This window comes from Candidatus Woesearchaeota archaeon, from assembly GCA_021734105.1.
Lineage (GTDB): Archaea > Nanobdellota > Nanobdellia > Woesearchaeales > SKGA01 > SKGA01.
In genome coordinates this window covers 1-15,795 of the sequence record JAIPJP010000026.1, presented here as the reverse complement: position 1 = coordinate 15,795, position 15,795 = coordinate 1, and the positions used below count along the sequence as shown (strand labels likewise).

General features: G+C 37.1%; 15 protein-coding genes. 10 read left to right on the top strand and 5 right to left on the bottom strand.

Annotated features, from left to right (window positions below; genetic code table 11):
• From K9M74_04890 to K9M74_04855, 8 genes are all read left to right on the top strand, one after another.
• A partial coding sequence (locus tag K9M74_04890) for a hypothetical protein (protein MCF7799211.1) occupies nt 1-195 on the top strand: 195 nt, incomplete at its 5' end.
• On the top strand, nt 183-5,645 hold the full coding sequence (locus K9M74_04885) for a hypothetical protein (GenBank protein ID MCF7799210.1): 5,463 nt from the start codon (nt 183-185) through the stop codon (nt 5,643-5,645). The genes K9M74_04890 and K9M74_04885, both read left to right, overlap by 13 nt.
• A gap of 352 nt (nt 5,646-5,997) precedes the next feature.
• The gene (locus K9M74_04880; GenBank protein MCF7799209.1) at nt 5,998-6,537 is read left to right on the top strand and encodes a nucleotidyltransferase domain-containing protein; all 540 of its coding nucleotides are present in this window, start codon (nt 5,998-6,000) and stop codon (nt 6,535-6,537) included.
• A complete protein-coding gene (locus K9M74_04875) occupies nt 6,521-6,688 on the top strand; it encodes a hypothetical protein (GenBank protein ID MCF7799208.1) in 168 nt (55 codons plus the stop codon). Before K9M74_04880 ends, K9M74_04875 begins: the two co-directional genes overlap by 17 nt.
• Nucleotides 6,689-6,846: 158 nt before the next feature.
• Entirely contained in the window at nt 6,847-7,617 is a 771-nt protein-coding gene (locus K9M74_04870) for an HAD hydrolase-like protein (GenBank protein ID MCF7799207.1), read from the top strand.
• 177 nt (nt 7,618-7,794) lie between these two features.
• Complete coding sequence (locus tag K9M74_04865; GenBank protein MCF7799206.1) at nt 7,795-8,298, top strand: hypothetical protein; 504 nt, start codon at nt 7,795-7,797, stop codon at nt 8,296-8,298.
• Nucleotides 8,274-8,447, top strand: coding sequence for a hypothetical protein (locus K9M74_04860; GenBank protein MCF7799205.1), 174 nt, complete (start codon nt 8,274-8,276; stop codon nt 8,445-8,447). Before K9M74_04865 ends, K9M74_04860 begins: the two co-directional genes overlap by 25 nt.
• Nucleotides 8,428-9,063, top strand: a complete 636-nt coding sequence (locus K9M74_04855) for a nucleotidyl transferase AbiEii/AbiGii toxin family protein (GenBank protein ID MCF7799204.1) — start codon at nt 8,428-8,430, stop codon at nt 9,061-9,063. Before K9M74_04860 ends, K9M74_04855 begins: the two co-directional genes overlap by 20 nt.
• 464 nt (nt 9,064-9,527) lie before the next feature.
• Here the strand turns inward: K9M74_04855 and K9M74_04850 are convergent, their stop codons facing one another.
• Both K9M74_04850 and K9M74_04845 read right to left on the bottom strand, forming a co-directional pair.
• Nucleotides 9,528-12,557, bottom strand: coding sequence for a T9SS type A sorting domain-containing protein (locus K9M74_04850; protein MCF7799203.1), 3,030 nt, complete (start codon nt 12,555-12,557; stop codon nt 9,528-9,530).
• Nucleotides 12,558-12,683: 126 nt separating this feature from the next.
• Entirely contained in the window at nt 12,684-12,953 is a 270-nt protein-coding gene (locus K9M74_04845; protein ID MCF7799202.1) for a hypothetical protein, read from the bottom strand.
• 55 nt (nt 12,954-13,008) lie between these two features.
• On the opposite strand from K9M74_04845, the gene K9M74_04840 reads away from it, so the two are divergent.
• A complete protein-coding gene (locus tag K9M74_04840) occupies nt 13,009-13,464 on the top strand; it encodes a hypothetical protein (GenBank protein ID MCF7799201.1) in 456 nt (151 codons plus the stop codon).
• The gene (locus K9M74_04835; protein MCF7799200.1) at nt 13,436-13,783 is read left to right on the top strand and encodes a hypothetical protein; all 348 of its coding nucleotides are present in this window, start codon (nt 13,436-13,438) and stop codon (nt 13,781-13,783) included. The genes K9M74_04840 and K9M74_04835 overlap by 29 nt, the downstream gene beginning before the upstream one ends.
• Here K9M74_04835 and K9M74_04830 read toward each other — a convergent pair whose 3' ends face one another.
• The 3 genes from K9M74_04830 to K9M74_04820 all read right to left on the bottom strand — a co-directional run bounded on the left by K9M74_04830 (nt 13,784) and on the right by K9M74_04820 (nt 15,604).
• Nucleotides 13,784-14,194 carry a hypothetical protein gene (locus K9M74_04830; protein ID MCF7799199.1) on the bottom strand — a complete coding sequence of 137 codons (411 nt, stop codon included), beginning with the start codon at nt 14,192-14,194 and terminating at the stop codon, nt 13,784-13,786.
• Nucleotides 14,195-14,326: 132 nt separating this feature from the next.
• Nucleotides 14,327-14,668 carry a hypothetical protein gene (locus K9M74_04825; GenBank protein MCF7799198.1) on the bottom strand — a complete coding sequence of 114 codons (342 nt, stop codon included), beginning with the start codon at nt 14,666-14,668 and terminating at the stop codon, nt 14,327-14,329.
• Between the two features lie 177 nt (nt 14,669-14,845).
• Complete coding sequence (locus K9M74_04820; GenBank protein ID MCF7799197.1) at nt 14,846-15,604, bottom strand: lysophospholipase; 759 nt, start codon at nt 15,602-15,604, stop codon at nt 14,846-14,848.
• Nucleotides 15,605-15,795 lie beyond the last annotated feature (191 nt).

Sequence of the window (15,795 nt, the reverse complement as noted above, 5' to 3'; positions counted from 1 at the left end):
ATCTTTCACGCATTCAAACAAAAGTTTGGAAGTAGCGTGAGCTCTCGACACATCGCTTCAGCAAGAAGCGAAGTATATTGCAAAGCAATACTTCACAATATTTTCTTGCTTTTAGCAAGACTCTCGGGACAAACCCGTTTAATAGAAAAGATTTATAAACTTGTTTTAAGAAAAAATATTTTGTGGTTTGTGTGAAACGATTATTACTACCCTTATTTTCAATATTAATAGTAACTACGCTTTTATTTTCGTTTGTAGGACTTGTTTCTGCTGAAAAAGCTATGTTACCAGAAACAGAACCAGAATGTTTTGTAAAAGATACGCAAATTACTATGATGGATGGCACAACCAAACCTATTCAAGACATTGTCGAAGGAGATATTGTTCTTGGTCAAAACGGATCTAATATAGTAACTTCTTTATATCATTTTATTCTTGGAAACCAACCTCTTTATTCAATTAATGGAGGTAAAGCTTTTGTAACTGGAGCTCATCCTTTTATGACTCTTGATGGTTGGAAAGCTTTTAACGTCGAATTTGCTAAACAGTGGAATCCCGGCCTTGACATCGCTCCTTTAGAAGAAGAGGATGTTATTCTTACACATAATGGTGACGTGCTCGTGCAAAACGTTGGTGTACATGAAGCTGCGAACACGACGCGAATCTACAATTTTGGCGTGAATGGTGATAAAACATACTATGCTGATGAATATTTAGTGCACAACAAAGGTGGCGAACTCCTAATCTGTATTGGGGGATCTAATGATGGTGACATTTGTACTGCTGATGCTGATTGTCCTGATGGTACCTGTGGTGGTGGTTCTGGAGGAACTATTCCTACATCTAGAAATTGTTGGACGCCTTGTAATTGCGGTAGTGGCGGGAGTTTAACAACTATTCCTATTGAATATTCATGTTCTGATTATGATTATTTAAGTTATAATCCGTTGCCATGCAGTCCAACAAGTCCTTGTGCAGTGTATTCGAATTGTTTGAGTGCTGGTCATATTTGGTGTGGAACAACAAGTAGTGGTTTTTGTCATGCTGACGGCGCTTCGGCAAGAAGTTGTACTGTTCACTATGCTGAAATGATTAATGATGTTTCTCACGTAAACCCTACAAAATTTCATTTTACAACCTTAACATTTAACACTGGTGCTTCTTTGGATTTTAGTATGGATAAACTTTGGACTCCTACCGAGGATGCTTACATATTAGAAAATGATTTTTCTACGCTTACTGTTACTTTTCCACATCCAAATCGGAATGGTGACATACTCCGTTGTAGTAATAGCTTATTTGGTCATGTCTATTATACAAATAAAGCTGGTGGCAGTTATGAACCCGGATATGATTTTTATATGAGTGGGTACTGTCCTCTAGGTGATAGTAGTAATAGCGATCAATCTTTTTCAGGTGCTGGCGGTATGGGTGGAATTGGCGGAGTCCAACCCATGGAGCGTGGCGGTTCTGGAAGTATAGTTACACAAGGAGCCGGAGATCCTTATACGCTTGAAGGAGGACTGGGTGGTTATGGTGGTCCCAACATCGAAATTGATGCTACTACAATAAACATGGGCTTAGGATCATCTATAAGAGTTAATGGTAGAGATGGTGCTAATGGGCAAACTGGTGACGTGGTCGAAGGAGCACTTGTTGATAATTTTGGTTATGGTGGCTCTGGCGGTGGTGGTGGTGGCGCCGGCGGATTACTCACTATTGAAACAGATATTTTAGACATGGCTTCCACAGCTAGCTTTCAAGCCAATGGTGGAAAAGGTGGCCGTGGTGGTGCTGGTGGAGATTCTGACGATAGCGGAGATGATGACGATGGTTGTTTTGGAGGTAGTGGTACTGGCGGTGGACCTGGAAGACTAGATATTACGGTAAATAATTATGCTAGTTCTACGTTTAATTGGGTAAATTTTAAAGCGGAAGCTGGTCCTGGTGGCGATCGTCCTTTTAACACCGCATGTGATAAACGTGGAGAACCAACACCTGGCTACACTCCTTTTATTGGTTATAGAACAAAAAGTCAAACAATTGCCTTAACGCATCCGGAAGTATGTAATGGTCAAGATGATGATGGTGATGGTCTTGTTGATGAAGGACTTGATTGCAGTGGGATGACTGAAGTTGTTAATTCTGATTCTTGTAAAACCGTTCCTTCTTTTGAAACTAGCATTGGGTTTGATGATTCACAATATTGTGTTTATGGTGCTCAATGTCGTGGAGGTGCATTAGATTATTGTACTCATGCTTCTATGAATCATCGTTGCATGGATTATCCTGGTGGCGGCATGGTTGGTTGTGTTAGTGTTTTTAGAGGTGGAGATGATGGTTCTGACCCAAACACTAACTTTCCTGATATAATTGATGATATTCCTTGTACCTATAGGTCTACTTTACCGGATTGTTATTGTGACTATGATAATAATATTCGAGCGATTCGTTATTATTATGATGAAGATGGGGATGGTTATGGAACTGACGCGTATAGAGATACGTGTAATCCTGGAGACGAACTAGTGTATACTGCTGTTCGAAGTGGTGATTGTGACGATACTGACCCTAACAGGTATCCTGGTAACACTGAAATTCCGGGCAATGGAATTGATGAAGATTGTGATGGCGTTGACGGTGTTACTGAGTGCGATCAGGGCAGCGATTGTCAATCAGGAGAAGTTTGTATTGAAGATGCCTCTTCGTCTTTAGGGGGGTTGTGTAAAAATAATTGTGGTTTTGATGCAAAACTTTGTTCGCCAAATCCAAGCACGAGTTACTATGATAATTATGGTATTTGCGTGGTTGATGGTAGTGAGTCTACAGGAACATATAAATGTGACACTACTATTGCCGTTGAATCAACTTGGTCTTCGTCAACAGCATATTTTGATACGTGTACTGAAGTGATTTCTAATTGGATTCCTGCAGGTCCTTGGACTGCGGTAAGTTGTGATCCTGATAGTTTGGCTGGTGGTTATTCTGGTACTGGTACTTGTATGGCTGATGGTTCTTGTTGCGCAGCATCAACTGAAGTTTGTGATGGTCTTGTTGATAACGATTGTGATGGTCTTGTTGATGAAGAGGGTGCTTCTGGTTGTACGCCTTATTATTATGATGTTGATGGTGATGGGTATTATTATGAGGGCGCTGATTCAAAATGTCTTTGTGCTCCAACTGGTTATTATACTGCAACGACTCCAGGTGATTGTTTAGATACGTCTTGTGATGCAAATCTTGCTCTTGTTTTAGATAGTTGTGGAGTTAATGAAGGTGATGGCGCAGATATTTTTGATGTTGGCGAAGTTTGTTTTGAACAGTTTACTGCCGGGGATTGTTTAGCAGAGGATGATACTTGCATGTGGACTGGTGCTTCTTGTATTCCTAATGAAGATATTTTTACTGCTTATTTAAGTTCTGAAGCCAATTGCGTGGTTTTATCGATTGAAGCTTGTTTGGGAATGAATACTGTGGAGGATTGTTCTCTTCTTTCCTTTTGTACGTGGCTTATTGATGCTACCACTTTTAATTCAGGAATGACTGATACGTCTGTTGATAGCGCTGTTGGTTTTATTGCTTCTTCTTGTGATGGCTGGGATAGAGATTGTTCTGATGGTGATGGTAATTATGTTGCTGAACTTGAGCATGGTGTTGTTGATTGTTATCCTGATGCGGATGGTGATAGGGTTGGTGCGGATAGTACTCTACAGTCAATATGTAGTTCTAATTCCAACTATAATAGTCCTGAATCTCCTTTTAATGTTGTTTGTAATGGCACTGATGGGCAATCTAGAATTTCTAATTACACGTTTCTATATACTGATTTAACTAAGCTTTCGCCTAATAGTTCTGCGTGGGATAATCCTCCTTTTGATTGCGATGATACTGATCCTTCACAGTTTTGGAAGTGTTGCGGTGCAGGAGAGACCATTATTACTCGCCAGGTCGGCGCTCCTGGTCATTGGGATGTTGTTGATTTGTATGATTATCCTTGGAATAGTGGTGGCGGTAATGAGTTTATTGATTATGGTGTTACAGAGGCTGCTTGTTGCGTTGATGCGGATAGTTGCGTGTATGAGCATCCTGTTACTGGTTGGGCTTGTAGGCCTAAGGGTTCGAATATTGTTTTTGGTGGCGATGATGCTTCTGATAGTTCTATTGCTTGCAGCGATAATAACGTGTGGGTTGATTGTGATGATGATAGTTATTCGTGCACCACTCGTTGCGGTTTTGCAGGTTCTTGGGTGATGCCTGATAGTTCAGCAACTCCTTTTGGTGGCTACACGGCGTATGGTGTTTCAGGCTATGGTCTTCGTGCTGAGTGTTGTGGTGATGATGCTAGTGAGTTCTTAAGTGTTGGTGCTTGTTATGCAAGCAATGATCAATCTACTATTTGTTGCGCTGCTGCTAATCAATATAATTTAGATGGTGTTTGTGTTCCTTATTCGAGTTGTCCTGATGTGATGAAGGGCGCTCCGGTGTGGGTTGAGCATCCTGGTGCTTCTTGGGCTGAGTTGGCTGCGATGGAGAGTTCACTTCCTAATGGGTATTGTTGTAATGGAACCGCTGTAGGTGGTGATAATTACGGAACTCATCCTTTATGCGTTACATCTATGCAACCTGGTTGTTATATTGATATTGAGTCTGTTGCAACGAATGATCCTTTAGCAAGAACTGATTGCGTTGTTAATAACAAGTGCGTGCTTGAAAACAGTGTTCCTCCTGATAGTCCTTTCTTTTTGTGTGAGGACTCAAAGAATTGTACTGAGGCGAAGAGTCGTCTTGAGTATCGAAGTGTGACGAATAGTTTAGTATGTGATACGTATACTACAACAACTGAAACGGTTAGTTGTTATCCTGAATATGATGGTTCTTCTGATACGAGCGAGTGTACTGCTGTTGATGTCACAACGTGCACGGGTAGTGGTACGTGTCGTGTTATTTGCGAGCAGAATGCTACAGGCGGTGTTACTTCTTGTGTTGAGGTTTGTGATGATTATTCTTGCTCAACTGAAACGACGTATCGTGGTCCTGGTGATTGCACGTCTTTAACGAGTGAAATTTGCACGACAAGAGAGCAGGTTGATGTATCTAGTGTTACTGATTGCGAGGTTGCTAGTGCGTGTAATGAGTTTGGTTGTTGGCCTAGTGATTGTAGTCCTTGTACTGCTACTGGTTGCCCTGCATGTAGTACTTCTTTTTACAAAAAATCTGTTGTTTGTGATGACCTCTCCGCTTGTGTTTCGTATACGTCTCCTGTTGGTTGTATTAACGATATAACTCCGCAAGGACGCAATTTAACTGTTGCTAAATCTGATGGTGAGTTTGTTCAATGCGCACCAAATAATAATGTGTTTGAAGGTGATTATTGGTGTCCTGCTGATGGTTTTGAGTATGAGCATGCTTCTAGTCGTTGCGAGTTACAGCAAGAAGTTTGCGATAGTACTGCTTTAAATTATGGTTGTGATGTACTGACTGCTTCTCCTACTGATGTGTGGAATCGATATAATGCTCAGTGTGTAGGAAATACTGTTGCTCCTGTTGGGACTTATGATACGGCGTGTTGTCTTTTGACTAGTTTGAATGGGTATGAGTTATATTGGGAAGAAGAAGATTCGTTAGATTCTGTTAAAATTTATTAATTCTTTTAACTGTTGTAATGTTTGCGGTTTGTTTCCTTGACTCCATTCTTTGGCGTGTAAAGAAAAGTTTTGTATGCATGACTTGCAGTCTTTTCTTCGTTTATCCCGTTCTGAAAAAAAGCTTTTTTTTGATATAGTTCTTTTATGTTTACTGTTCTTTCTGCGAAGCCTTATTACTTCAAATGAGTTAAAAATACATCAATAGGTATTGTTCACGTTATAGTTTTGGCCAAATGTATGAGGTCTGTATACAGAAATTTTCACTGGCCATGCGCTCGCAGGAGTTAAAAAGACGCGAGAATATCTTATTGTACGCAACAAAAAGAAAGATTTAAAAATTATTGTAACAATATTGCTACACATGGAACAAATAAGTTACAAAATAGTTATGGAGTTACAAAAGCACAAAAGTCATCTGCGTGCGTTGGCCAGTAAACTTGAAATAAATCATATGACTATACAACGAAAATTACACAAACTAAAGGAAAATAATGTTGTTGATTATGAACAAGAAGGAAAAAACAACGTTTATTTTTTAAAAAAGAGTATTGAAGCAAAAATTTATTTGAAAATGGCTGAACAAGAAAAACTATTAGATTTCATCAAAAAACAACCAAGATTTAGAAGTATACTTGAAAAACTATTTGAAGAGGATGTTGACTTAGCGTTACTTTTTGGTTCCTATGCAAAAGGAACACAAACAAAAAATAGTGACATCGATATGTATCTTAATACACAAGACAAAAGAATAAAAGAAAAATTAGAATTGTTAGATTCAAAAATAAATATTAAACTTGGAATCTTTAACAAAGAAAATTTGTTGATACAAGAAATTATAAATAACCATATTATTCTAAAAGGAGTCGATAAATACTATGAACTCATTAATTAAAAAACTTTTAAAAGAAAAACAAATAAAATTAACTGAGCCAAGCGACATCATGTGCAAAGCACATGTGGAAAAATCAAGAAGTTCTTTGTTATCTGCTAAAACTCGACCATTTTCTTGTGTTATGTTTATGCAGAAACTACTGATGCGATAGCTTTGAATACCCAGGATAAATCTTGTTGTTTAAGTTCAGTTCTTAATAATTATCAATTATATTTTGATGGTAAAACTGCTGACTTTGTGAGCGTGTATTAGTTATTATTTGCTTTTCACCTGGGAAAATTTATAAACTTCCATTTCTAAGAATGTAATATGTCTTTATTTGCTTCTCCAAAGTTCATCGCGAAAAACATTATTATTAGTCTTGACTTTGATGGGGTGTTGGCTCATGGGTTGGATGCTAAAATTCATTACGCCAAAAAATGGTTTGATATGAATTTATCTTTATCTCAAACTAAAAAAGATGGTTTTGAAGAGTTAGCTCATCATTTAGGAAAAAAAGATATTAATTATCGTAGTTTAATGGATCCTTTAAACGAGAAACATATTATGGAGTATAAAGTTCCCGATGGTTGTATTTCAGTTTTGAAAAAGTTACATTCTGAAGGTTTTCGTTTTGTTATTATTACCTCTAGAAACAATCATGATTATCCGTATGCAGTCCACTTTGTTAAGCACAAGTTTGGTAGTTTGATTAAATTTATTCATAATACTCGCAATGAACCTAAAACAGAGTTTGTTCGAAGACTTCGTCCTCGTGTTCATCTTGATGATGATCTAAAGAAATTAGTTGAGTTGCAATCTGAACCTGTAAGTCTTTTTTATTATCGTCAGCCAGAGAATGCGCATGTGCATTTGCCTTTGGGTACTTCACGTATTAAAGAGGTGCATTCATGGGAACAATTTTATCATTTTTGTCATGACTTAAAGATGTTGCATGAGGCTGTTTGTTGGAAGTTTGATGTGGTTAATGATTATCGTCACAATACTGAGATTGTGCGTTTATGTAATCATTTATCTCCTGATAAAAAACATCAGTTACTAAGTGAATATGCTTCTTCTAAACATAAAAAAGTTGCTTAATCTCTTTATTTTTCTTGCTGTTGTAGGTGATTCTTCTCAAGAGATACATTTCACTGGCCAAGTGCTCGCAGCAGTTAAAAAGACGAGAAAATATCTTATTGTACGCAACAAAAAGAAAAGTTTATATATTTATATATAACATCAGATACAGCATAACGCTGTATTTGGTGATATAAAATGAATGGTCTTTCAACTAAAGAACTTGAGATTATTGCTTATTTGGAGTTTGATGGAAAGTATTTTTTTACTAGAGATGATGTTAAACATTTTTTTGAAACAAAAAATCAGGAACGTCACACGTTTTATAAACTCCTTAAAAAAGGTCGTATTGAGAAACTTAACAAAATAAAATATTATCTTGTACCTATAAAGGCAAAATCAGGCAAATGGGCTGAGTGGTCTTTTATTATTGTTGATGAAGTGATGAATGGGGAGGATTATTTTATTGGTGGTTGGGCTGCTGCCAATTATTGGAAACTTACAGATCAAGTACCTATGAAAACAGAGGTGTATTCAACAAAACGACAAGGTAAAAAAAAATTTCTTACTACGTCCATTATTTTTAGACGAACATCGTCTAAACGACTTAACAAAGCCGTAACAAAAAAAATAGATAATCATACGTTTAAAATTTTAAGTAAGGAGGAATCAAAAAAATGGCTATCCCAAAGGAATTATTAGTTAATGAATTGACTGAAATAGTTGTTAACACTGGATTTAAAAAAGAGCTCATTGTCAAAGATTATTATTTAACCATTCTTCTTTATGTAATGAAAGATATCAAAGGTCTTTATTTTAAGCGGTACTGCTTTGCAATTAACTCTTCTTAATCATGCTAGAATTAGTGAAGATATTGATTTTACTTTAGATAGACCCTTAAAAGATATACGAGAAGAAATAATAAAGGTAATTGCTGATTCCACTATATTTGCTTCTATCACAGAGGATAAAGATGTTGATGGTTTTGTAAGGTTAGTTGTTTCGTATACGTCTATGTTGGGAGCAGACCAAATATTCATCGACCTTAATGAGCGAGGAAAAATTTTTTTACAACCAGAACTAGTAGAGATACAACATTTTTATCCAAATATTCCATCGTTCACAATGCCTTGTCTTAATCAGAAGGAAATGGTTGCAGAAAAAATTGCAGCTGCAATTGGGCGAAACAAACCAAGAGATCATTATGACATTTACCAACTCATTAAACATGGTATTTCCTTTGACATGGACTTAGTAAAAAAGAAGTGTGAACAGTCAGGAAATGATCCTAGTATTTTGAAAATGTTTAATCGTGCAAAAAAACTACATAAAAAATGGAATTCTGATATGTTTCCTTTACTAGTTGAAGAAGTGACTTTTCAGGAAGTGATGAAGACTCTTGCAGAATATTTTAATCTTAAAGAAGAAAAAGATACTAAAAAAGACACTAAAAAAGAAATGAAATAAGTATGTATTTTTTGCTCACTAGTTGGGTGCTCGTAGGGGTTAAACATGCAGGAAAATAACTCAGAGCTAGACTGTGAACAAGTAACGAATGTGCGTGAAAATTGCCCCAAAATCCTTTTTTAATACACTAAACTTAACATTTATGTATCTTTTGGATTAACTCCAACAGAATATAGAAAATTAAAAAACTTACCAAAAGAAACCAAAGAGAACTTAAGAGATCATATGGATGATTTAGAACTTATTTTTACTATGCTTGGAGAACGAGTTACAACTGAAATATCTGAATAAGAAGAACCGGATACTTTTGATAAGAATAAACAAATTGCAAAAAGAGGAGGAGGTGTTGCAGGTACTGCGAGAAAAGAAGCAGAAAAGGAACTTGGAAGAAATATAATTAATCCAAAAAACGCTCAAGATATTCATTTTAAAGAAAAGAAGAAATTAAAATAATTTTTTATCTTCTACTCATTCTCGCGAAGATTCTTATAACTAAACGAGTCATAATCGTATAGATACCGTGCTTGTCCTTGGTTTAGAATAAGTGTCGCAACGCGTTTATCGCGGTTGGTAATGGGGCCGCCATCTTCATCCATGAAGCTATCGTAGTTTACTTCTCCAAGACCAATTGCTCGACCATGTTCTTTATTAAATCCTGTTTCATTTCCCCCCCATGTAATTTTCGAGTAGAGAATTTGCCATTCTCCTGTGCTTTTTGTATAATTGTTTGATGTTATATTAGGTCCTTTTGAAACAAATGTAATGACTGAGTCTGGATAATAATTATTTTGATGATTGTAGTTTTGTTCATCTTCGATGGTGAGGTGGTAATTATTCATTGTTCGAATGAGGTGTGCGTTTGGTATTGCTGCTTGAAAATTGGCAATATGTTGATCAATATCTTTATCAAGTTCTGCGAGGAATGCTTCGTAGTTAAAGAGTGCTCCTCTGCCCATAGCGTGTTCTATGTTTTGATTTTTTGTCATCATGTTAATTTGATATGCTGGTAGGGTGATGGTGTCGTTTGCTCCAAAATCGTATGTTCCTGTTTCTCGTGGTAAGGTCCAGTCAAATGTTTTCATGCTATCTATTGCAACATCTGGTTCGGTAATGGTGTATCTCCAATCATTAATGGTGCCACCGCGAGCATAATAGCCTGCTTTGCCGCCAATGTTAAGATATATTTCTGTTCCTGGTGTGAATCGAATGTTTGATTCGTAGTAACCGTTCGCGTCTGTTGTGTCTCTATCGAGTTCAACGTCGTCAGTAAAGTCATATGGTGTGTTGTTTGGATCGTTCATAAATTCTACAATAACACCGGGGAGTCTTGCGATTGCTTCATCTTGCAGCGTTCCATCAATACTCATGAGTGCATCCATATCTCGAATAACGCCGTTGATTTTTGAGTGAGGGATTTTTTGTATTCCTAAAATGTCTTCGCGGTTCTCCCCTGCAAAGATAGTGAGCGTTGTATCGTAGGGCAGAAATGGTGGGCTTGTTGCTGTTGGCTCGATGTGTACGTTGTAATCTTCGCCGTCTGCATCTGTTGGTAAATTGTACAAGTCATAGACACCACCCGCATCTGTTGTGTCAATAAATTGTTTTGTCGTATTTTTTTGCATGGTAAATGTTATTTGAGATCTTGGTAGATAAAGATAATCTGTTCTTTCGACAAATCCAAATGCTCGTCCATATACTGGATCTTCTTGTTGTGCAATGAAGTTGTGATTGTTCTCGCCTTCTTGTATGTTAATGATTGTATCTAGTGTTTTAAATGCAGGACTTTTTGTTGTTGATTTGATGTGCACGATGTATTGTTCTCCGTCGCTATCGGTAAAAAGATTATTTATGTCGTAGTTTCCTGCAGCGTTAAGCGTGTCTTCGTAATAGGTGGTAATGTCTTCAAGATTAGTAAATGTTATTGCTGCATAACTTAGTGGAATGTCATCTTCTCGTTTTACCTGTCCACTCGTGCTTGCTTGTATGGTTTCTGGTTTGAGTGTCCAGTTGTTGTCTTTGTTTTCGTACATGTAGAGTGTGCTGTCTAAGTCGTGCGCTCCTCGTCGAGTTGCGTTGATGTTAACGAGTATGCTGTCTAGTTCTGTTCGTTGTAGAGGGCCAAGTGTCGTGTCTGGTGTTGCGACGTATTCCCACAGGGTTTCGTCTCCTGTTTTTACGGTAACGTTTGTTCCTGAATCTGTTGTAATGCTCGCGGTATATTCTGCTGGAATAAATGAGAAACTTGGACTGAATGTATACTCGTCCCAGACGTTAACGTTTGTTGTTTCGTTGACGTCTTCGTGGTGATGTTTGTGTAAGTTGTACGTGACAGGAATAGTTTTTTGTACTGTTTTAATAGTGTCAAAATCATAACTTTCGCTAAAATTTCCTGAGAATATTTCTTTTCCATCAACAGTTATGCTGCCATTAACTCCCAAACCCAGATAACCTGAAAGGCTGATATGTGCGCTATCAACGGCCATGTCGAGTGTGAATGGTGTATCGCTATCAGTTATTGAAATGCTCTTATTTGCGTTAGTTGTTTGCAAACTCGTCGCGCTTGGCGTTGCACTCGCACGTAGAGTAATTGTTTTAGGATCATATGGAAATGCTTGATAAGGAATGTTAAATGTTGTGTTAAATCTGCCGTTTACATCAGTTGTTATGGTTTGCGGATTTCCTTGTTCGGGGGTAAGTTCTACGTTGAATCCTTCTCCGACGCCCTTTCCTCCTAGCGTTACTTGTCCAACAACTGGTGCGCTATAGCTTTCAAGATTTGGTGTGACAACATGTTCTGGATATGCTGTTTCTCCGTTGTAGACTTGTATTGAATCTACTACTGTTGCAAAATCTATTGCTTCATTGCCATCTGCTGATACTTCAATGTAATAGGTGATAGGATTATTGGTCGCTGCTGCTTTTAAGAGATGTCCTCTTTCTTTGTTATTGTCTATGTTGACTCTTGGTGAGGGTCCATCATTAGTAGTTATGATTTTAAGAATTTCTTTATTGTTTGGGCTTGTAATTTGTGCAAAATACAGTCCTGCATCATCTGATTGCCATTGCGTGCTTAGTTCGTGCGTGTTTGCGTTATAGTCGAATGGAATGTTGTCGATGAGTTGTCCTATGCTGTTGATAATGTGTATGCTTTGTGGTGTTTCTGGAACTGTCCCTGTGATACCTATTGTATTGCTATTTCCGTTATTAATGACGGTAAGTGGTTTTTCTGCATAGTTTCGCTCGGTAACAGGTGTTGCCATATCGACTAGGTAGGTGCCGCCTAAATCTGTTTCTAGGCTCTCAAAAATATTTTGATCTGCTGCTTTCCAGATGTTTACGTTTGCGTTTTCTATGACGTGTCCGCTCGTATCTCTAACCATTCCATCTAATCTAACTTGGTTTGGTTCTTGTCCATATCCTTGTATGCCCTTAAGAAGTCCTAATGTGATGGGTACAGCGTATTTGGCGTTTCGAACGATATGTTTAAGACTCATGTACTTATTTGAGTCGTTCACATTTATAAACATTTCGATTTAATTACTATTTACAAGTGACAAATAGACTGTATGGGCTGAAGCTCTGTAAAGGGATAATTTTCTGAAATCTATTTTTAGGCGTTATTATTTGAATCGTTGTTGAATTATTTTGAATTTTTCGATAAATGCATCCTCAAGGTTAATTTCTTCGTGATTAGCTAATTTAAAAAGAAGAAAGAGTGTATCTGCAAGTTCGCTAGAGAGGTTCTCTTTATTGCTAGTTCTTAATTCTCTGGCTACTTCGCCGATTTCTTCAACAAGATGATTAAATATTTCTGAGCTTTCTGTTTGCCAGTTTTGGTTATTAACAAATGTTTTTACTTTTTCTTGTGCTTCATCCATAGGTAAGTTCATAGATGTTTTTTTGTATGTCAAGTTATATAAATGTAGTTTTATTTTTGTTCATGAAATGAAATATTTTATGTTGAGTTTAAAAGATGAATATTTTCAGCGAATGGTAGATGGTTCGAAATTGTTTGAGTTTCGACGAGTTTTTGCAAGTTCGTTGCAAGAATCTTTTGTGGGTGTGATTTATGTGAGTTCGCCTGTCCAAGCAGTTAAGGGACTGGTGCATTTTAAGAAGCCATTAAAAGGTTCTGTCGATAAGATTTTGAATGTAGCGCGAGATTCAAATTATCCTTTTGTGGATGCTATTAAAAACTATTTCGGCACAAGAAGCACGGGTTACGCATTGCCTGTTGAACGGGTGGTGGTTTTTGATACGCCTATTCCGTTAAAGGTGCTTCGTCAGATTCATGCGGGATTTCAGCCACCACAGTCTTTTTATTGTTTAGAAAACGAACAATTTTTAAAACTCAGAAATTATGTTGTTGATTATGGTTCATTCGATGAAATTAACAAGTGATCCTTTTGAGAGGATTAAGCGAGGAGTAAAGAGACTTGAAGTTCGACTTTTTGATGATAAGCGTAAGAACATTGCTATCGGAGATAAGGTGACTTTTCTTAAACTTCCTGATTTGAAAGATTCCATTGAAACTGAAGTTATTGGTCTATCAACATTTCATGATTTTAGAACGTTATTTGAGGTTTTTGGAACGAATTTTTTTGGTCATGCACCAGAAACAACTGTAGATGAGCAAGTTGCTGATATGTTTGAAGTCTATACTCAAGAAGATGAGTCAAAGTATGGTGTTATTGGTATTCACTTCAAATTAGTTAGGTGATTATAATTTCCATTTCTGCACGAAATAATCGGTGGTGTAGTTTCTGAAAAACTTTTTTGAATCCGCTATCCATTCGCTAGTTTCATTCCAAATAAGATCGATACCTTTATTGCCTAGTGTTTTCTTTAACATTTCGTAATCACGTAAAGCAGGATGAATTTCTAAATAGGTTTCATTGTTAACGTATGTTGATTTTGAAAATTTTGACCCTGCCCAGTCTTCTATTAGTGGGCTAAAAAATCTTATAGGTAAGTCGTTAATTGCATAGCCAAGGTGGCCTAGTGCGGGGGTGAGTTGTTGAGCCATGCCAACCCAATCGCTTCCGTCCATCATGATCTTTACTGAGTTTTCTTTTTTTGATTGATCTATTAAGAGTGCTTTACGGATAATGCTTCGCACAGGAGTATTCAAATCAATAAAATCATTTCCGTTTAAATTTATTTGCGAGGTATATTTTCCGTGTTCAAAACAATTACTTTCAATTTTTAGGTGTTCGTTTTGTCTGATTTTTTTAGTGCCTTTTTCCGATTTATTGCCATAATATCACGTGGGGCAAATAGCTCTTACTTTGATTTCTTCTTCTAAGGGGTTTATTTGTTGAGCTATTTCATCAGTATCTAAAATAGTGAATAGTTTTTGTCGAAATTCAGAGGTTTGTTGTATTGCAGAATATTTCTTAATCGAATAGGGGATTGTTGCTCTTTGCGCTATTTCGTCTAGAAAATGGATGAATGAATTCATGTTTTGCTCAGCAAGATTTTTTCCTTCGGAGGTTGCAAAACATATCGGTTGGAAGTATGTTTCTCTTTTAACTTCTTTTTTATTTACAGGTGCATTATCTAATGCTTCGAATGTGACTTTAGCAGGTAGTTTAAATCGGTTCATTAAGTATTTTGCAAGGGAGAAAGCAGATGAAATTGTGGTGAGCGTTCCTAGGTGAGGGTTACTGTTTGGTTGGGATGAGACATATATATCTATTTCTTGTTGGTTCTTAAGATTTGGTTTTACCAGATCGCTTAAATTTTTAGAGATGTGTGCTGCTACAACGGGAGGGTATGTAAATCACTCAATCTTTTTGGGTTTGTGTTGTTGTAACCAGCTATGCGTTTTTTCGAACAATTCTTGTCTGTGTGGGTGGTTGTTTTTATAGCTATGATTGGCACCAGAAATAAGGTGTACTTCAGAGTTAGGTATGAGGGAATGCGCTTGTATGGTGTTTTGATAGTTGATTCGCGGATCATCAGTCCCATGAATCATGAGAACTGGTCTCTTAAGTTCTGCGAGTTTATGTTCTAGGTGAGTACTTCCCAAATCTTCGATAATTTGTTTACCTACTTTAAGGCCTTCTTTTTCTATATATCCGCGGGATATTAGCTCTGATTGAATTTCTGTTGTAGCATAACGAGGATACATATCTATTGCTGGAAATAACGCAGGGCTCCAGAATACATAGTTGGCAATTCGAGGATTATTGTGTATGGCTGCAACTGCAGCTCCTAAACTAAATCCTATGATTGATATGTTATTGTTGTTGTACTGTGTTGATAGGTGTTCTATTGCTGATTGTAAATCAGTAATTTGAGATGCTATGGATGACTCTAAGAAGTCTCCTTGACTTTCTCCGGCTCCTGCCACATCATAGCGAAAAACATTGTACTTGTGAACAGCAAAAAATGATTCGGCTTCTAAAAGAAGGTCTTGGTCTTTATTGGAAGCAAATCCATGAAGCAACATAAGGATGGGTGATTGTGCCCTTCCATTGTTAAGAATCCCTGATAATAGTTCGCCTTTAGCGTTAAGAAATGATTGCGGCTCTATCATACTTATCGTACTGATAGGTACGTTGTTATTTTATATAAATTTTATTGAATTGACGGGTTTGTCCCGAGAGTCTTGCTAAAAGCAAGAAAATATTGTGAAGTATTGCTTTGCAATATACTTCGCTTCTTGCTGAAGCGATGTGTCGAGAGCTCACGCTACTTCCAAACTTTTGTTTGAATGCGTGAAAGATG